General features: G+C 71.5%; 18 protein-coding genes. 6 read left to right on the top strand and 12 right to left on the bottom strand.

Translation table 11 applies throughout. The features are described 5' to 3' along the window. Positions 1-64: 64 nt before the first annotated feature. The 9 genes from ACIQU4_RS36275 to gdhA form a co-directional block, all read right to left on the bottom strand. Positions 65-454 (bottom strand): DUF6009 family protein, encoded by a 390-nt coding sequence (locus ACIQU4_RS36275; RefSeq protein ID WP_053692515.1) that lies wholly within the window; start codon positions 452-454, stop codon positions 65-67. Then, the gene (locus ACIQU4_RS36270; RefSeq protein WP_403740420.1) at positions 451-2,040 is read right to left on the bottom strand and encodes a phage/plasmid primase, P4 family; all 1,590 of its coding nucleotides are present in this window, start codon (positions 2,038-2,040) and stop codon (positions 451-453) included. Before ACIQU4_RS36270 ends, ACIQU4_RS36275 begins: the two co-directional genes overlap by 4 nt. A gap of 29 nt (positions 2,041-2,069) precedes the next feature. After that, the gene (locus tag ACIQU4_RS36265) at positions 2,070-3,182 is read right to left on the bottom strand and encodes a bifunctional DNA primase/polymerase (protein ID WP_403740218.1); all 1,113 of its coding nucleotides are present in this window, start codon (positions 3,180-3,182) and stop codon (positions 2,070-2,072) included. 573 nt (positions 3,183-3,755) lie between these two features. After that, the gene (locus tag ACIQU4_RS36260) at positions 3,756-4,544 is read right to left on the bottom strand and encodes an ABC transporter permease (protein WP_403740215.1); all 789 of its coding nucleotides are present in this window, start codon (positions 4,542-4,544) and stop codon (positions 3,756-3,758) included. Beyond that, positions 4,541-5,575, bottom strand: a complete 1,035-nt coding sequence (locus ACIQU4_RS36255; protein ID WP_403740212.1) for an ATP-binding cassette domain-containing protein — start codon at positions 5,573-5,575, stop codon at positions 4,541-4,543. Before ACIQU4_RS36255 ends, ACIQU4_RS36260 begins: the two co-directional genes overlap by 4 nt. Before the next feature lie 63 nt (positions 5,576-5,638). Further along, positions 5,639-6,481, bottom strand: a complete 843-nt coding sequence (locus ACIQU4_RS36250) for a DUF4097 family beta strand repeat-containing protein (protein WP_403740210.1) — start codon at positions 6,479-6,481, stop codon at positions 5,639-5,641. Positions 6,482-6,567: 86 nt separating this feature from the next. Then, on the bottom strand, positions 6,568-7,086 hold the full coding sequence (locus tag ACIQU4_RS36245; RefSeq protein WP_331742549.1) for a hypothetical protein: 519 nt from the start codon (positions 7,084-7,086) through the stop codon (positions 6,568-6,570). Between the two features lie 251 nt (positions 7,087-7,337). Further along, positions 7,338-8,690 carry an AMP-binding protein gene (locus tag ACIQU4_RS36240; protein ID WP_403740417.1) on the bottom strand — a complete coding sequence of 451 codons (1,353 nt, stop codon included), beginning with the start codon at positions 8,688-8,690 and terminating at the stop codon, positions 7,338-7,340. A gap of 162 nt (positions 8,691-8,852) precedes the next feature. Further along, positions 8,853-10,259 (bottom strand): NADP-specific glutamate dehydrogenase, encoded by a 1,407-nt coding sequence (gdhA, locus tag ACIQU4_RS36235; RefSeq protein ID WP_403740207.1) that lies wholly within the window; start codon positions 10,257-10,259, stop codon positions 8,853-8,855. Positions 10,260-10,413: 154 nt separating this feature from the next. On the opposite strand from gdhA, the gene ACIQU4_RS36230 reads away from it, so the two are divergent. Further along, entirely contained in the window at positions 10,414-10,908 is a 495-nt protein-coding gene (locus ACIQU4_RS36230) for a DUF1772 domain-containing protein (protein WP_403740205.1), read from the top strand. Between the two features lie 210 nt (positions 10,909-11,118). Continuing rightward, positions 11,119-11,598, top strand: a complete 480-nt coding sequence (locus ACIQU4_RS36225) for a GNAT family N-acetyltransferase (RefSeq protein ID WP_403740202.1) — start codon at positions 11,119-11,121, stop codon at positions 11,596-11,598. Here ACIQU4_RS36225 and ACIQU4_RS36220 read toward each other — a convergent pair. From ACIQU4_RS36220 to ACIQU4_RS36210, 3 genes are all read right to left on the bottom strand, one after another. Beyond that, positions 11,595-12,611 carry an AraC family transcriptional regulator gene (locus ACIQU4_RS36220; protein WP_403740199.1) on the bottom strand — a complete coding sequence of 339 codons (1,017 nt, stop codon included), beginning with the start codon at positions 12,609-12,611 and terminating at the stop codon, positions 11,595-11,597. The two genes, ACIQU4_RS36225 and ACIQU4_RS36220, sit on opposite strands and share 4 nt — an antisense overlap. Before the next feature lie 40 nt (positions 12,612-12,651). Continuing rightward, positions 12,652-13,488 (bottom strand): NAD(P)H-binding protein, encoded by an 837-nt coding sequence (locus ACIQU4_RS36215; RefSeq protein WP_403740196.1) that lies wholly within the window; start codon positions 13,486-13,488, stop codon positions 12,652-12,654. An 81-nt stretch (positions 13,489-13,569) separates the two neighbouring features. After that, positions 13,570-13,785 (bottom strand): DUF4287 domain-containing protein, encoded by a 216-nt coding sequence (locus ACIQU4_RS36210; RefSeq protein WP_403740195.1) that lies wholly within the window; start codon positions 13,783-13,785, stop codon positions 13,570-13,572. A gap of 166 nt (positions 13,786-13,951) precedes the next feature. On the opposite strand from ACIQU4_RS36210, the gene ACIQU4_RS36205 reads away from it, so the two are divergent. The 4 genes from ACIQU4_RS36205 to ACIQU4_RS36190 all read left to right on the top strand — a co-directional run bounded on the left by ACIQU4_RS36205 (position 13,952) and on the right by ACIQU4_RS36190 (position 18,036). Then, the gene (locus ACIQU4_RS36205) at positions 13,952-14,512 is read left to right on the top strand and encodes a flavoprotein (RefSeq protein ID WP_403740193.1); all 561 of its coding nucleotides are present in this window, start codon (positions 13,952-13,954) and stop codon (positions 14,510-14,512) included. A gap of 342 nt (positions 14,513-14,854) precedes the next feature. Next, complete coding sequence (locus tag ACIQU4_RS36200; protein WP_403740190.1) at positions 14,855-15,532, top strand: ScbR family autoregulator-binding transcription factor; 678 nt, start codon at positions 14,855-14,857, stop codon at positions 15,530-15,532. A 204-nt stretch (positions 15,533-15,736) separates the two neighbouring features. After that, on the top strand, positions 15,737-17,032 hold the full coding sequence (locus ACIQU4_RS36195) for a ParA family protein (protein ID WP_403740187.1): 1,296 nt from the start codon (positions 15,737-15,739) through the stop codon (positions 17,030-17,032). Further along, the gene (locus ACIQU4_RS36190; protein WP_403740184.1) at positions 17,029-18,036 is read left to right on the top strand and encodes a ParB/RepB/Spo0J family partition protein; all 1,008 of its coding nucleotides are present in this window, start codon (positions 17,029-17,031) and stop codon (positions 18,034-18,036) included. Before ACIQU4_RS36195 ends, ACIQU4_RS36190 begins: the two co-directional genes overlap by 4 nt. The last annotated feature ends 103 nt before the right edge of the window (positions 18,037-18,139 follow it).

Genomic DNA, 18,139 nt, shown 5'->3' with positions numbered 1-18,139 from the left:
CGGCAGGGAACCACGGCAAGCGAGCACGGCAGCGAGCACCGCTGGGAGCCAAGGAGCCAAGGAGCTACGGAAGGAGCCCGCGCACCGCCGAGGACATCGGCCCGCCCTCCGAACGCTCCGTCTTGCGCCCCTTGTTGCCCGGTGCCAGCGTCCGGGCGTCCACCGCCTCGGCCGGCGCCCCCGTCGCGTACAGCCCCTCCGGGGCGGTGTCCCGGTCGTGCGGCAGCAGCCAGAACACCCGCCGCCGGAAGGTGCCGGAGGAACGCGACGGCTTCGCCTTCGGCCCCAGCAGCGCGTACCCGACCATCCGCCCGTCGCGGTGGTACGCGGGCCGCCCGCGCCGCGTCGGCAGCCGGTCCAGGCTCTGGCGGACGTAGTCGAGCCTGCTGATGTCCTCCAGCCAGACGAGGTCCACTTCGTGCACGATCTCGTCTTCTGCGATGAGGGCGCTCACACTGTCTCCTCGTCCGCGAGCAGGCCGATGCCCGGGTAGTACTTGCGCTGGTTGGACAGGATCATTTCCTTCGGCGAGGCCAGTCCCACCGACTCGCGTACGCGCGCCGCGAAGGCCCGGGAAGAGATCGCCGGGGCGCCCTCATTCTGGCACCAGCCCCTGTAGGCCGCGTAGAGCTGTGCTTGTTCCGCCCTCAGATCGGCCTCCAGCCGGCAGGTCTCGCCGATGAAGCGCCCGGTGTGGTCCTCGGTCTCCGCGTACGCCGTCGTCGCGATGCGGACCCGCTCCGGCCCCGTGAGGTCCCGGTCGCCGCCGAGGTAGCGGCGGGCGCCGTCGATGAGCCAGTTGAGGATGCCCGGACCCTCCTGGGTGACGAGGACGTCCGCCAGGTTGTCGATCTTGCGGTCGTCGGAGACGACCCGCTCGAACGGGATCAGCCGCATGCGCCGCCAGAACGCGAATCCGCCGGTGCCGACCTCAGGCCGGTGGTTGCCCAGCAGCCACATCTTGTGCGTCGGCTCGAAGCTGAAGAAGTCCTGGCGCATCCGGCGCGCCTTGATGCGGTCGCCGCCCGTCAGCAGTTTGACGCGGGCCTCGTCGAAGCGGTCGCCCGGTTTGACCTCGCTGCACACGATCACCCGGCGGCCGTGCAGTTCGGCGAGGTCGGTCGGGTGCCCCTCGTACGGACGCGACATCAGGAACCCGGGGGGCGCCGCGTCCGCGTAGTCCCCGAGCAGCTTCATCAGCACGTCCAGCAGTACGGACTTGCCGTTCTTGCCGGAGCCGAACAGGAACGGCATGACCTGGGCGCCGACGTCCCCGGTGACCGAGTAGCCGAGCAGCAGCTGGAGGAAGTCGATCATCTCCGCGCCCTCCGGCCCCTCGCCGAAGGTGTCGGTCAGGAAGCGGTTCCAGCGGGGCGTGGGCATCTGCTGCGGCGCCGCCGAGGTGGAGCGGGAGTGGAAGTCCTTCGTGGGCTCGGCGGGGCGGACGTGCCCGCTCCGCAGGTCCACGACACCGGCGGGCGTACACAGCGCGTACGGATCGGCGTCCAGGCGCGCGGCGTTGAGCACCATGCCCGGGGCGGACTTCGCCTGGGTGAGCATGGCGTTCATCCCGCTGGTGCTGAGCGTGCGGCGGCGGTGCTGCTGGAGCGCGGCCGCGGTGTAGACGCCCCGGGGGTCGGTGGTGGCTATGGACTCCGCGAGGTCGCCCGCGGACCACATGACGGTGTCGTCCTCGTCGATCTGCCAGCGCGTGCCGTCCCAGCGGAACCAGCCGATCCCGGGAACGTGCCGGTAGTCGTTGCGGTAGAGCTTGACGAACAGTTTGGCGTTGCCCCGGTCGGTGAGCGTGTCGGGCAACAGCCCGTCGGCCGTCGCCTCACCGCCCGCCACCGCCAGGGCCTCCAAGGTCCCCGGCACCGGCTCTCCCGGGCCGCTGTCGGCCGTCTCCCGGCCTGTCGGGTATCCGGCGGGCTCCAGGGACTCCTGGGAGCCGCGGGGCGCCGGTAGGGGCTGCGCGAGGATCTGCGCCGCGACGGCCTGTACGTCGAAACCGGGCTCCACGTCGAAACCGGCCAGCATTCCGTCGTTCTCCGGCCTCACACGCGGCCTCACACGCGGCCTCGGAGGGCCAGCGGGCGCGCAAGGCCCGCACTCAGCCCGCCGCGGATGATGGCGCGGCAGCGGCGCTCCTGCCCGGGGCGGGCCGCTCCGGCCGCGTCCTCCAGGGCCCGCAGGGCCTCTGCCTCGGTGACGTGCCCGGCGGCGACGAGTCCCCCGGCGGTGTAGGCGGCGCGGTTCAACTTCTCGGAGAACGCGGCCCCTTCGGCCATCGCGGCGCAGCCGGCGACCTCGGCCAGCACTCCCGCCAGGACCCGGTCCGACACCGCCCGTCCCCCGCCTGCCGCGATGACGGCCTGCCGGGCCCGGGGCGGCACGGGCCGGGGCCCGGGAACGGCCTCGGCGGGCAGGTGCCCGGTGCGCTCCAGTTCCCCTGCGAGCCAGAGCGGCAGCGGCGCGGGCATCCGTACGGACCCCAGCGGCCGGTAGACCCCGGCGGGGGTCACGGTCCCCGGGGCCACGATGTACCCGCCGTGCGCCCGTACGTCGACCTGCCAGGCCAGCGCCCGGCCGCTGCCCGACCCGGCGGAGCACTGCCACCGCCGGCCGCTCTCGTTGCGGTACCAGACGTGCAGGCCCCCGGACGGGGTCCGTACGCGCAGGGTCGTCTCGTCGTCCGCCGGGCTCGTGGCACCGCGTAACGCCGCCAGCACGCCCAGGGTGTGGAACCCGTTGGCCAGTCCGGTCAGGTCGACGGTGTCGGCGATGGGGATGCCCGGCAGCAGCCGTTCGCGGCCGGGGAGTTCCGTCGCGTGCGCGTCGATGTCGATGACCACCAGGCCGGCCGGACCGGTGGCGACGCCGACCCCGAGATCGGGTCGCGCACCCCACCACTGGCGGATCCGCTCGCAGTCGAGCGTGGCGGCATGGAACCCGTGGCACCAGCGGCCCGCCCGCAGGCAGTCGCAGGCGCCCCGGTCGTGGCCCGCCGCGCGGCAGGCGTCGCAGTTGCCCACGGGCGTCTTGCGGCCCGGCGCAAGAGGGTGAACCGGCCACCCCTGGCGCGCGCACCACGTGGCAGTCGTCAGAGGCTGCGACACGACCGCTGCAGCTCTCGTGAACTGCCTTGGGTCGCTGCGCGAAACCCGCAGCTCAGCTGCCATTCACTTCCCCCATCAGCGACTGAAGCGACTCAACGCCCAACAACAGATTAGCGAAACCACTGGGTGCCGAGAGGCATATGGGCCAGAACAGATGTACGTGTCCACGCTCAGTCCCAGCGACTGAGCGACTGAACGGACAGCGACTCAGTCTCGTTCGGTCGCTCGTTGAGTAGCTCACAGAACACCAGGTCACAGCCCTGTGCAAGGCAAAACAGCGACTGAAGCGACTGAAGACCCCTATATATGACGCGCACACGCGCATGCGCACGCGCACGCCAATGTCTCCATATACCCGGACCTTGAGTCGCTTCAGTCGCTGTTTCCTTCAACCAACGCCTCTGACCTGCACTTTCTCTCCCGCTCTCCGAGCGACCGAAGAGTCGCTCAGTCGCTTTCCTTCAGTCGCTGCCCCCGGCTCCGCGTCTTCCGGGCCCTCTTGAGCCCCCCTGAACCCCGGCTCCAGCGGGAAGCGAGCAGCGACTGAACGCCGAGCCCCCGGAACGCGCCCGAGGGCGGCGTACGCCGACGTGGTGTCGGGGCACGCCGCCCTCGGGGCGGGAAGGACTGCGGCGGCTACTTCGGGTCGCGGTTGAAGACCGCCTTCGACCAGAAGTAGCCGAGCACGGAGAGGGCCAGGCACCAGCCGAGCGCGAGCCACCCGTTGTTGCCGATCTGGGTACCGAGCAGCAGCCCGCGCAGGGTCTCGATGGCCGGCGTGAACGGCTGGTACTGGGCGATCGGCTGGAACCAGCCCGGCATGGCGTCGACCGGGACGAAGGCGCTGGAGATGAGCGGGAGGAAGATCAGCGGCAGCGCGTTGTTGCTGGCCGCCTCGGCGTTCGGGCTGACCATGCCCATCCCGACCGCGATCCAGGTGAGCGCCAGGGCGAACATCGTGAGCAGCCCGAACGCCGCGAGCCACTCCAGGGCCGTGGCGTCCACGGAGCGGAAGCCGATGGCCACGCCCACGGCCCCCACGAGGACCACGCTGGCGACCGACTGCAGCACGCTGCCGATGACGTGCCCGACGAGCACCGAGCCGCGGTGGATCGCCATCGTGCGGAAGCGGGCGATGATGCCCTCGGTCATGTCGTTGGAGACGGACACCGCGGTGCCGATGGTGGTGGAGCCGACGGTCATCAGCAGGAGGCCCGGTACGAGGTAGGCGATGTACGCGGAGCGGTCGGCGCCGCCGCCCATGCCCGCGCTCATCACGTCGCCGAAGATGTAGACGAAGAGCAGCAGCATCATGATCGGCGTCAGCAGCAGGTTCAGCGTGAGGGACGGGTAGCGCCGCGCGTGCAGGAGGTTGCGGCGCAGCATCGTGGACGAGTCGCGGACGGCGAGGGCGAGCGAGCTCATCGGGCAGTCTCCTTGGGCTGGTTCGGCTGGCTGGTCTGGGCGGTCTGGTCGGTCTGGTCGGTGCCGCCGGTCAGGGCGAAGAACACGTCGTCGAGGTCGGGGGTGTGCACGGTCAGCTCGTCCGCCTCGATGCCGGCGGAGTCCAGCCGGTCGAGGAGGGAGCGCAGCTCGCGCTGGCTGCCGTCACTGGGGATCTGCAGCGACAGCGCCTCGTCGTCCCGGGTGACCTCGCGCAGTGCGAGAGCGGCGCTGCGGTACGCGGCCGGGTCGGAGAAGCGGAGCCGGACGTGTCCGCCGGGGATCAGCCGCTTGAGCTCCTCGGCGGTGCCCTCGGCCGCGATCCTGCCGTTGTTGAGCACGGCGATGCGGTCGGCGAGCTCGTCCGCCTCGTCCAGGTACTGCGTGGTGAGGAAGACGGTGACGCCGCCCGTGACCAGCTCGCGGATGATCTGCCACATGTTGTGGCGGCTGCGCGGGTCGAGACCGGTGGTCGGCTCGTCGAGGAAGATGATCCGCGGGTTGCCGACCAGCGTCATGGCGATGTCGAGGCGGCGCTTCATGCCGCCGGAGTACGTGGAGGCGGGCTTCTTCGCGGCCTCCACCAGGTCGAAGCGCTCCAGCAGTTCGGCGGCGACGCGCCGCCCCTCGCTGCGGGAGAGGTGGTGCAGGTCCGCCATGAGGAGCATGTTCTCCTCGCCGGTGATCAGCCCGTCGACGGCGGAGAACTGCCCGGTGACGCCGATCGCGGCGCGCACCCCGTCCGGTGACGTGGCGATGTCGTGGCCCGCGACCCGGGCCTGCCCGCCGTCGGCGGTGATGAGCGTGGACAGGATCTTCACGACGGTGGTCTTGCCGGCACCGTTGGGCCCGAGCAGCGCGAACACGGACCCGGCCGGGATGTGCAGATCGACGCCGTCGAGGACGGCCTTGTCACCGTACGACTTGCGCAGACCGGTGGTGGAGACGGCGGCGGGCGTGGCGTGACCGCCGGCCTGCCTGGGCCTGGGCATGGACATGTCAGAAGAAGGCATGGGGCCCTCCATTCGAAGGCTGAAGTGAGCGGAAGACGGCGCCGGTTGAAGGGGGGGGAGGGCTCAGGCCTTGGCGCGGCGGACGTCGATGTTGCCGTGCCGGGTGCGGGCGCGGACCTGGACGGTCTCCTCGGTCCCCTCCGGGGTCTCGGAGGGGGTGAGCGCGTTGCGCACCTGGCCGGAGGCCGAGCTGACGTCGAGCCAGGCGGCCGTGCCCTCGCGGACGCCGACCTCGATGGCGCCGTACGAGGTCTCCAGCTGGACGGTGCCGCGGACCACTTCGCCGACGCGCAGGGTGCCGTGGGCGGTGGTGGCGGTGACCGAGTCCTCGGCGCGCCGGATCTCGATGTCGCCGTTGGCTCCGCTCACCCGCAGCTCGCCGGTCGCGGCGCCGACGGTCGTGGTGCCGTGCGAGTTCTTCAGGACGGCGGACCCGTCGACGAGACCGACGCGCAGGCTGCCGGAGCTGGTGGTGATCTCGGCCGTGCCCTCGACCCGGTCGACGGTGATGGACCCGTGCGAGGCCTTCAGGTACAGCGGCCCGGTGGTGTCGAGGCGGACATCGCCGGACGAGGTCTTCACGCGGACCTCGCCGAGCCGGCCCTCACCGAGCACCTGGGTCCAGGAGCCGGTCATGTCGATGCGCGAGCCCGTGGGCAGGTCGACCGTCACGTCGACGACGCCCGTGCGGCCGAACATGTTGGACTTGGGCGTCCTGACGGTCAGTACGCCGCCCGAGTACGCGACCTCGGTCTGCTCGGCCGTCCGCACATCCAGGTCCTTCTTCGGGTCGCGGGGGCGCACCTCGACGACGGTGTCGGGGCGGTCGCCCGCGGCGAACTGGATGGAACCGGCCTCCACGCGCGCCGTGGCCGAGATCGGTTCGGGAGTGTCGAAAGAAGGCATGGCTGTCCCGTCCTCTTGGGTCTGTGGGTGAAGTGGTGCGGGTGACGTGGTGTGGGTGACGTGGTGCGGTGCGGGCAGGGGCCCGGCTAGCGCACCCAGCCCGTGATGCTCTGTCCGACGGTCCGGGTCTTCTCCGCCGGCCGCGGCCGGGTGCCGCCGTCGACCGCGGCCGACACGGCCCGTACCAGCCACGCGTTGACCGACAGGCCCTCGCGGTTGGCGGCCTCCTCGGCGCGCGCCTTGAGGTGGGCCGGCAGGCGCAGGTTGACGCGGGCGGTGCCACCCTCGTCGCCGTCGGCCGCGATCGGGCTCGGGAGCGGCTCGAAGGGCGCGTCCGGCTCGGCGGGGGCGCCGCCCTCGGTGGGCGGCAGCGTCACCACGAAGTCGGGGTCCAGTCCGCGCAGCCGTACGTCGACCGAGCCGGGGGCGAGCTCGCGGGTGATCTCGTCCATGGCGGCGGAGAGCACGTTGAGCATGGTCAGGCGGGTCGCCGACTCCAGAGGAGCAGTGAGCCGCTCGGCCAGCCGGCGGGCATCTTCCCCGCCGGCTTCGGCGGCCACCGCGAGTTCGCGGCGGAGGTTGTCGACATAGGGCGTGAGGTCCATGACTCAATGATGGCACCACTGTGGCGCCACATGCAACCCCCGATGGCACCACTCCTGGCGCCGAGCCCGAGAAACTGAGCCCCACCTGCGAAAACGCAGAGGAAAAACCCTGCACCACGGTGGCGCCACGCGCGCTCAGGCACCCTCGGAAACACGAAATGGCACCACCCGACGCCACCCGACGCCATCTGGTGCCATCTGCTGCCAGGTGATGCCAGATGGCGCCACGACGACGCCACACCGTGCCGCCGTCAGTCCGACTGCGGGTCGAACTCCCCCGTCAGCAGCAGCTTCTTCTGCGGCTTCCCCATCGCGTTGCGCGGGATCGCCGCCACGAACCGCACCTCGCGCGGCCGCTTGTGGGCGGACAGGTACGCGGCGACGAAGTCCGTGAGCTCCGCCCCCGTCACCCCCTGCGCCACCACGAACGCCACGACCCGCTGCCCCAGGTCCGCATCCGGCAGCCCCACCACCGCCGCCTCGCTCACCGCGGGGTGGTCCAGCAGCGCGTTCTCGATCTCCCCGGCGCCGATCCGGTACCCGCCCGACTTGATCATGTCGATGGAGGCCCGCCCCACGATCCGGTGCACGCCGTCCACCTCGTCCACGGCCGCGATGTCGCCCGTACGGAACCACCCGTCCTCGGTGTACGCGGCCGCCGTGGCCTCCGGCCGGCCCAGGTACCCGGCGAACAACGTCGGCCCGGTCAGCTGGAGTTCCCCGATCTCGGCGCCCGGCTCGGCCGCGATCCGGGTACGGATCCCCGGCAGCGGGGTGCCGACCGTACCGGGCCGGACCTCGCCGCCCGCCCGCCCGCTGACCGTGATCAGCGTCTCCGTCATTCCGTACCGCTCCACCGGCCGCAGCCCGGTCAGCCGCTCCAGGTCCCGGAACACGGGCGCGGGCAGCGCCGCGCTGCCCGAGACCAGCAGGCGGGCCCCGGACAGCGCGCCCGCGGCCTCGGGGTCCGCGGCGATACGGGACCACACGGTCGGCACCCCGAAGTACAGGCTCCCGCCCGCCGACGCATACGCCTCCGGCGTCGGGCGCCCGGTGTGCACGAGGCGGCTGCCCGTGCGCAGGGCTCCGAGGACGCCGAGCACGAGCCCGTGCACGTGGAACAGCGGCAGCCCGTGCACGAGGGTGTCCTCGGCGCTCCACTGCCAGGCTCCGGCGAGTGCGTCCAGGTCGGCGGCGAGCGCGGCGCCGGTCAGCACCACGCCCTTGGGCGCGCCCGTGGTCCCGGAGGTGTAAAGCACCAGCGCCGGGTCCTCGGGCGCGACCGCGGACCCGGTCCAGTCGGAGCGCCGGGCGAAGTCCACTTCCACGAGCTCGGCCCCGGAGTCCCGCAGGATGTGCTCGCGCTCGCTGGGCCCCGCGTCGGGCGGCAGCGGTACGAACGGCACCCCGGCCAGCAGCCCCCCGACCGCGGCGGCGACGGTCTCCAGGGAGGCCGTCGCGGTCATCGCGAAGGACTTCGCCCCGGCCACGTCGGCGGCCACCGCCCGCGCCGCGCCCAGCAGTTCCTCGTACGAGGCACTGCGCCCCGCGACGGAGATCGCGTCCTTCCGATCCCCGTACACCCCGTCCAACGCCGTCAGCACGGTCACGTCCCCCTCGGTGTTCACTCCGGCAGCTCGGCCCCAGGCTACGGCCCGCCCGCCCCACCGGCGCTTGAGGAACCGGGTCCGGAGCCTGAGCTCCGTACCCCGCGTCCGCGTGTCCGCGTGTCCGCGTGTCCGCGTGTCCGCGTGTCGGCCCGGCGGTCAGATGACGCCCTGGGCCAGCATCGCGTCGGCGACCCGCTCGAAGCCGGCGATGTTGGCGCCGGTCACGTAGTCGCCCGGGGTCCCGTACCGCTCGGCGGTCTCGTACGCGACCGCGTGGATCGAGCGCATGATGCCCGCGAGTTCGTCCTCCACGCGCTGTGCGCTCCAGGCGATGCGGGCGGCGTTCTGGCTCATCTCCAGGGCGCTGACGGCGACCCCGCCCGCGTTGGCGGCCTTGCCGGGCCCGAACGCGACCCCGGCCTCCTGCAGGATCCGTACCGCCTGCGGGGTGGTCGGCATGTTGGCGCCCTCGGAGACCGCCTTGACCCCGTTCGCGATGAGCGTACGGGCGTCCTGACCGTCCAGTTCGTTCTGTGTGGCGGACGGGAACGCCACGTCCGCCGGGACCTCCCAGACCCGCCCACCCTGCACGTACCGCGCCGAGGAGCCGCGCCGCTGCGCGTACTCGCTCACCCGCCCGCGCTCGACCTCCTTGATCTGCTTCAGCAGCGCGAGGTCGATGCCCTTGTCGTCGACGACGTAGCCGTGGGAGTCCGAGCAGGTCAGCGGGTTCGCGCCGAGCTGCTGGAGCTTCTCGATCGTGTACAGCGCGACATTGCCCGAGCCCGAGACCACCGCCGACAGGCCGTCCAGCGACTCGCCCCGCACCTTCAGCATCTCGGCGGCGAACAGGACACTGCCGTAGCCGGTGGCCTGCGGCCGGATCGCGGAGCCGCCCCAGCCGGCCCCCTTGCCGGTCAGGACGCCGGCCTCCCAGCGGTTGGTGATGCGCCGGTACTGGCCGAACAGGTAGCCGATCTCGCGGCCGCCGACACCGATGTCCCCCGCGGGCACGTCGGTGTGCTCGCCGATGTGCCGGTGCAGCTCGGTCATGAACGACTGGCAGAACCGCATGACCTCTGCGTCCGAGCGGCCGCGCGGGTCGAAGTCGCTGCCGCCCTTGCCGCCGCCGATCCCCAGCCCCGTCAGCGCGTTCTTGAAGATCTGCTCGAAGCCCAGGAACTTCACCACACCGATGTCCACGGAGGGGTGGAAGCGAAGACCGCCCTTGTACGGTCCCAGCGCACTGTTGAACTCGACGCGGTAGCCGCGGTTGACGTGGACCCGGCCCCGGTCGTCCTGCCACGGCACCCGGAACACGATCTGCCGCTCCGGCTCCGTCAGCCGCTCCACCAACGCCACCGCCGGATCCGCGTACTCGGGCCGGGCGGCGAAGACGGGCGCCAGCGTCTCCAGGACCTCCCGCACCGCCTGGTGGAACTCCGGCTGCGCGGGGTTGCGGCGCTCGATCTCGGCCCGCAGTGCTTCCAGCCTGTCCTTCGAGTCCTTCACGTGTGTCCTCCAGGGAGTGCGCGGTGCGTAGACGACGGCAGGTGGATGCATGGTGCCAGCAGGTCCGCGAGAACCGGTCGTTTCCCGGCAGAGTTGTGGCGTGGACACACACTTTCCGAGGACTCCTCCACCATACGATCAGCAGCCTTGACCATTCGATGACCCGTAAGCGACCGCAAGCAGACCTCAGCAGGGGGAACCGCACGTGGACGTCGCACGACTCGCCGCACTCATCGCCGCGACCATCACCACGGGCCTGATGGCGGGTCTGTTCTTCGCCTTCGACGTGTCCGTGATGCCGGCGCTGCGGCGCTCGGACGACCGGACGGTCATCGAGGTGATGCAGCGCGTCAACGTCGCCATCATCAACGGCCTGTTCATGACCGCATTCCTCGGCTCCCTGCTGCTGACGGCCCTCGCCCTGATCCTGCACCTCGCCTCCGGCGCGGGCTCCGTCGCGCCACCGCTGATCGCCGCGCTCGTCGCGTACGCCCTCCAGCTCGGTGTCACGGGCAGGGTCAACATCCCGCTCAACAACGCCCTGGAGCAGGCCGGCCCCGTCGAGCGCATCGCCGACCCGGCCGCCGTCCGGCAGGCCTTCGCATCACGCTGGGCGGCGGCCAACCGCTGGCGGACGCTGCTGTGCACGGTCGCCCTCGGCTGCCTGGCCTGGGCCCTGGTCCTGAGCGGCCGCCTCTGACGGGGCCCTGACGGCCTTCACCACACGGGGTGGCCCGCCCGTACAGCACCAGCGCCCGAGTCCGTCAGCCGGGCCGCGCCGGCCCTTGCGCGGTTCCACGGCCGCCGCCTGCGGTGTTCGTCGGCATGGGAAGCTCCTTTCCACCGGTACTGATCCCACCTCGAAACATCCGCTGCCGGCGCGGGACACGCCCTCGGTTAGGGTGCGGCCATGAGCACCTCCGCACTCCGCCTGGAGCCGGTCACCGCAGCCAACTTCGATGCGGTGTGCGCGGTCCAGGTACGGCCCGACCAGACCCGTCTCGTCTCCCCCGTCGTCAAGTCCCTCGCCGAGGCCTACGTCCACGGGGACACCGCCTGGCCGCGCGCGGTCCTCGACGGCGACGAGGTGGTCGGCTTCGTCATGGCCTTCGTCGACATCGCCTGGGACCCGGAGCGCGACCCCGCCGACATCCGCTCGGGCATCTGGCGCCTGAACGTCTCCGCCGCCCACCAGGCCAAGGGCTACGGCCGCTTCGCGGTCCAGGCCGTCACCGCCGAGCTCCGCCGCCGCGGCTCCGACCGCGCGTACGTGACCTGGGAGCCCGGCCCCGGCACGCCCGAGCCGTTCTACCTGGGCCTGGGCTTCCAGCTCACCGGCGAGCTGAGCGGCGGCCAGACCGTGGCCGTACTGGACCTCCCGCCGGCCTAGGCCGTCCCCGGCAGGACCACCGTGCGCGAGGGCCCGGCGGCGGCAGCGGCCGCCGGCCGGGCCGACGGCCCAGCCGCCGCCCCCGTGCGGAACTCCTGCGGGCTCACGCCCCGTACCCGCTTGAAGGCCGTCGACAGCGCGAACGCCGACCCGTACCCCACCCGCCGGGCCACCGTCGCCACCGTGGCGTCCGGCTCCCGCAGCAGATCGGCCGCCAGTGCCAGCCGCCACCCCGTCAGGTACGCCATCGGCGGCTCCCCCACCAGCTCCGTGAACCGCCGCGCCAGCGAGGCCCGCGAGACCCCGGCCTTGTGCGCGAGCTCCTCCACCGTCCAGCCGTGGGCCGGGTTCTCGTGCAGCAGCCGCAGCGCCCGGCCGACCACCGGATCGCCCTGCGCCCGGTACCAGCCCGGGGCCCCCGAGCCGGGATCCGCGAGCCACGTGCGCAGCACCCCGATCAGCAGCAGGTCCAACAGCCGGTCCAGGACGAGCTCCTGGCCCGGCTCGTCCCGGGAGATCTCCGAGGCGAGCAGCCCGATCAGCGTGGCGTCCGCGGCCGCCGCCGGCCGGACCACGACCGTCGGCAGCGCGCCCAGCAGCCGGCGGCCGATCTCGCTCGGCGCCTGGTACGTGCCGCTCAGCATCACCGCCGACCCGGCCTCCTGGAGCTCCGCGCCCCACGTGCGCACGCCCAGCGCCATGCTGTCGGTGACGTCCTCGCCGTCCGCGGTGCTGCACCGCTGGTCCGGGTCCACCGTGATCTGCACCGGCGTGTCCGGGGAGTCGGCGATCGTGTACGGCTCGGGCCCCCGTACGACGGCCACGTCACCGGGGCCGATCCGTACCGGCTCGCCGCCGTCGGGGAGCAGCCAGCTCGATCCGTGCACCATCGTGGCCACCGACAGCGGGGCCCGGTCCTCGATCCGTACCGCCCAGGGCGGGTTGTAGACGGCCTTGAGGAGGAAGGCGCCCCGCGCCTTGGGCCCTTCGAGGAGACCGGTCAGCGTGTCCATGGCCCCATCCTCCCCCGCGAGCCCGGCCCGTGCCGGAGACTCAGACCTCCCAGACACCGCTCGCCGCCGCCTCGCGCGCGTAGTCGGCGAAGTCCTTCGGCTGCCGGCCGAGCACCTCCTCCACCCCGTGCACCAGATGCGCGTTGCGCCCGTCGAGGATCTGCGCGAACAGGTCGGCGAACTCCTGCGGCAGGCCGTTCTCGCGGAGCACGGCCCGGTACTCCTCGTCCGAGACGGGCACGTACCCGATCTCGCGCCCCGTCGCCTTCGACAGCTCGGCGGCGACGTCGGCGAAGCTGATCAGCCGCGGTCCGGACAGCTCGTACGTCCGGCCGATGTGCCCGTCGTCGGTGAGCGCGGCCACCACCACGTCGGCGATGTCGTCGGTGTCGACGAAGGCCTCGACGGCGTCCGCGGTCGGCAGGGCGATCTCCCCGGCCCGTACGGGCTCCAGGAAGAAGTCCTCGTCGAAGTTCTGGTTGAACCAACTGGCCCGGACGACCGTCCAGTCGGCCCCGGACGCCTTCAGGCGCTCCTCCGCACGCCGAGCGGCCTCCTCGCCCCGGCCGGACAGCAGGACCAGCCGGCCCGCCCCGGCGGCCACGGCCGCCTCCGAGAACGCCCCGACCTGCTCGGCGGCCCCGGGAAAGCCGAGGTCCGGGTGGTAGGTCACGTACACCCGGTCGATGCCCTCCAGCGCCGGGCCCCAGGTTCCGGGTACGTTCCAGTCGAAGGCGGGAACCCCGGTCCGCGACCCGATCCGTACGGGACGCCCCTGGACGCGGAGCTTCTGCGCAACGCGCCGCCCGGTCTTGCCGTTCCCTCCGATGACGAGGGTGGCAGCCGAATTATCCGTAGATGCGTGTGTCTGTGTCATGACTCAAGTCAAGCCCGCACCGACGAGACGCGACATCGCCGAAAAGCTCAACTCCATACGCGAGCGTCCACGGGCGGCGGCTCAGGCCCGTCCCGCGTCCTCGCCGAGGGTGTGCGCGACGAGGGCGTTGGCGTGGCCGTGGCCCACTCCGTGCTCGGCCTTGAGCCAGGAGACGAGTTCCATGTGCTTGGTCAGCGGCGAGGACCGGATCAGGTCCTTCCACTCTGCGACGGGACGCCCGTACTTCTTCTCGATCGAAGGGAAGTAACTGGCAGGGCCCTCAACCGGCTTGCTCATCTCCACATGCTCCTGTCGCACTTGATGCCATCCTCTGTCCAGGGGTAGACCCCGCCCCGGCCCAAAACTCATCGCCGCTCCGCGAAAAGACTCGTGCTTCGCTCAAAGTGGCCGATCACAGCCCCTCAACTAGGGTCGAGATCAAGCAATGTGATCACATGTCGGTATGACCCCCACGAGGACTCTCTACCTGCTCTGCTCCGCCGCCCCGCCCGTCTTCGACGTGGCCCACGTGATCGAGGACGCCCAGTCCCGCGGCTGGGACGTCTGCCTCGGCCTCACGCCCACCGCCGCGCACTGGCTCTCCGGAAGCCTCGACGGCCTGGCCGCCCTGACCGGCCACCCCGTGCGCTGGCAGTACAAACTCCCGGGCGAGCCAGACGTGTGGCCGGCCGCCGACGCCCTGCTCTTCGCCCCGGCCACCTTCAACTCCCTCAACGCCTGGGCCCTCGGCCTCACCGACCGCTTCGCCGTCGGCGTCGCCGCCGAGGCGATCGGCAAGGGCACCCCCGTGGTCACCATGCCCTGCATGAACGCCGCCCTCGCCGCCCACCCGCAGTTCGACCAGTCCCTGGCGACCCTGCGCGGCGCCGGGGTCACCGTCCTCTACGGCGAGGGCGGCTTCGTCCCCGGCCCGGCCGGCCCCGACGCCCCGCCCCACTTCCCCTGGCCGGCGGCACTCACCGCCCTGGACTCCGCGACCACCGCGCACACCGCGGACCGTTAACGGCGTTAACGCCGTTAACGCGGGAGCCCATCCCTTGTGGATCATTAACGGCGTTAACGCCGAAGGCTGCCGACCGTGCCGGAGGGGTCCGGGGGTCCGTGGTCCGGGGGTCCGACCGTTAACGGCGTTAACGCCGTTAACGCCGTCGAAGGCGTCAACTCCTACAGCACGTCAGTCGCCTCCCACTAAAAAGTACTTGTCGACTGGTTTTCTTTGACGTCATCCGACTAAATTGAACCTTGTACGAGCCCTGGCCGCAGCAGCGGGCCCAGAGCCCGCACACCAGCAACGGCAAGCATCAAAAGACAAGCGGCAAGCGCCACTGCACCAGGAGACCCCCACATGGCAAGGGCCCGCCAGGAACGTGCCGAGATCACCCGGCAAGCGATCCTCGACGGCGCAGCCATCGCCTTCGACCGCTTCGGCTTCGGCGCCGCCAGCCTCAGCGACGTGGTCAAGCACGCCGGAGTCACCAAGGGCGCCCTGTACTTCCACTTCCAGTCCAAGGAATCCCTCGCCCGCGCCCTGATGGACGAGCAGTTCCAGGTCTCCGACGGCGTCCCCGCCATCGAGGAACCCGGCCTCCAGACGGTCATCGACCTGACCCACCAGATGGCGTACGGACTGCGCTCCAACGTCCGCATCCGCGCCGCCATCCGCCTCGTCATCGAGTTCGGCTCCTTCACCAACCCCGACCCCACCCCGTACAACATCTGGATCGACACCGTCTTCGGCTGCCTGAAGCCGGCCCAGGACCGTGGCGACATCCTCCCGTCGCTCGACCTGTACGACCTCTCGACGCTCCTCGTCGGCTCGTTCACCGGGATCCAGGTCACCTCACACGTCCGCACCGGCCGCGGCGACCTGCACACGCGGATCGTCGACCTGTGGAACTTCCTCCTCCCGGGCATCGTCCCCGCAGGCCGCCTCCCCCACTTCGACCCGGCCGGCTCGCCCGAGTGCCGGGCCGAACTCGGACTGGCCACCGCCCCGGACTCCCCGGCGGTACCGGTCGGCTGACGACGTATCCAGGGCGGCCTCGCACACGCCGTGGTGAACCACGGGGGTGCTCGCTACGGCGTGTGCGAGGCCGCCCTGTCGCGTACCCGGATCCCGTCACGCCGAGTCCCGCACCCAATCCGACACGCAATGGCGGACCATTTCGTTAGCAAAACCCAAGCGTGGCGCGCACATCGGCCCAAGAACGTTAGTAAAGTCCCTCTCATGACTTCGCCCTCGCCTCAGAGCGACCGAGAGAAGGTCGTCTCCAAGCTCCCCCCGTGGCTCCGCCAGGAGTTGAAAATCCGCACCGCACAACTGCGGGTGGACATCCAGGACGCCGTCCACCAGGGAATCGCCCACTGGAGCGCCCTCGCCTCCGCCCCCTCCCCCGTCGACACCTCGGGCGCCGAATCGTTCTCCACCTGGCTGCCCTCCGGCCAGTGGGAGTCCTTCCGCGCCGGCTCCAAGGACCGCGGCGTCTCCCTCATCCAGGGTCTCGCCCAAGCGGTCCGCCTCTGGCTGGAGATGAACCCGGCGCCCACGGTCAAGCGGCCCTCCGTCGTACGCCGCATCGTCGTGTGCAACCAGAAGGGTGGCGTCGGCAAGACCGCCATCACCGCCGGCACCGCCGAGGCCCTCGCCGAGGACCCGGACAGCCTCCACCCCGTCCGCATCGCCCGCCAGCTGGCCCGCCTCTCGGCGGTCGAAGACGGCGAGGACGGAAGGGACGGAAGGGACGGAAGGGAGAGCGGGCACCAGCCCCCCGAAACGACGCCCCTCGACCTCGAAGACCTGCCCGGCCTCGGCATGCGCGTCCTGCTGGTCGACTTCGACCCCCAGGGCCACCTCACCAAGCAGCTCGGCCAGCAGCCGCTGCCCATCGGCGGCGACAGCCTCACCTGCCACATGGCCAGCGAGGCCAAGGGCCCCCTCGCCGACCTGATCGTCCCCGTCCCGGACCAGCGCTTCGGCAACCGCCTCCACCTCCTGCCCGCCTGCACGGACGCCTTCCTCCTCGACGTCCGCCTCTCCACCGTCCGCGCCCGCGAGGCCGCCCTCGAACGCGCGCTGGCCCCCGTCGAGTCCGAGTACGACGTCATCCTCATCGACTGCCCGCCGAGCCTCGGCCTCAGCATGGACGCCGCCATCTACTACGGGCGCCGCCGCGACGCCGAGCAGCCGGGCGCCTCGGGCGCACTGATCGTCGTACAGGCGGAGGACTCGTCGGCCGACGCGTACGACCTCCTCACCTCCCAGATCAACGACCTGCGCGACGACCTCAGCCTGGACATCGACTACCTCGGGCTCGTCGTCAACCTCTACGACGGCCGCCGCGGCTACATCGCGACCTCCTCGCTCCAGGCCTGGATGGACATAAAGGATCCGCGTGTCGTCGCGATCGTTCCCGACCTCAAGGAACAGCGCGAAGCCGTCCGCGTGAAGCAGCCGCTGTTCGTCTACTCACCCAAGGGCGACCAGGCCATCGCGCTGCGCGCCCTCGCCAGGGAGATCTCATGAGCAAGGCCGACAAACTCGGAGTCTCGGCATCCTTCGCACGGGCCCAGCCGGTCGGCGTCAGCCCCCGCCGCGCGGCGATCGCGGAGGCCACCGGAGCACCCACCTCCGGCATGGTCTCGCCGTCCGAGGTCCCCATCGAGGCCCTCGCACACAACCCGTTCAACCTCCGCGAGGACCTCACCGAACTCGACGAGCTGGCCCAGTCCCTCCTCTCCCGCGGCCAGCTCCAGCCCCTCGCGGTCGCCACCCGCATGGCCTTCATGGAAGCCCACCCGGGCCAGACCGACGGCCTGGGCCGCGCCCCGTACGTGGTCATCGACGGCAACCGCCGTCTCGCGGCGGCCCAGCTGGCCGGGCTGAAGACCATGCACATCCATGTCAACGACGCCCTCTCCGCCTCCGCCGCGGACATCCTGGAATCGGCCCTGATCGCCAACGTCCACCGCGTGGACGTCGCCCCCATGGACCAGGCCCGTGCACTCCAGGAGCTCGTCGACGTCCACGGCTCCCAGGCCCAGGTCGCGAAGCGGCTGGGCAAGACGGCGGCCTGGGTCTCCCAGCGCCTGACCCTCCTGAACCTCACCCCGGCCCTCCAGGAGAAGGTCGACACGGGGGAGCTCAAGGTCGAGCCGGCCCGCCGGATCGGGCGGCTCCCCCAGGAGCGGCAGGAGGCGGCGGCCGACGAGACCCTGAACGCCCCCAACCCGCCGCGCCAGCGCACGCACACTCCCCCGCCGACCGTTAACGGCGTTAACGCCGTTAACGCCCCGGCCCCGGCTGCGGCTCCGAATCCGGCTCCGGCCCCTCCGAGCGTTAACGCCGTTAACGCCGTTAACGCTCCGGCTGCGGCACAGGCGCCCGAACCCACCCGGTCCCCCGCGCCCGCCGCCCCCCGGATCACGATCGCGACGGACTCCCCGGAGACGATCGCGGACGGCCTGACGGCCCACCTCACCCCGGACGACCTCAAGGCCGTCACCGAGCTCCTGATGCAGCGACTCTGAGCCGGGCATCCGGGGCAACACCCACGCAGGGGGCGTTAACGCCGTTAACGCCGTTAATGCTGTCAGCGCCCCCACGTGCGCTTCATGTGCGTTCAGCCGTGCG

Source organism: Streptomyces sp. NPDC090741, assembly GCF_044769045.1.
In the GTDB taxonomy this organism is placed as follows: domain Bacteria; phylum Actinomycetota; class Actinomycetes; order Streptomycetales; family Streptomycetaceae; genus Streptomyces.
Note: the sequence above shows the minus strand (reverse complement) of the source record. Positions and strands in the feature narration are given on the sequence as shown.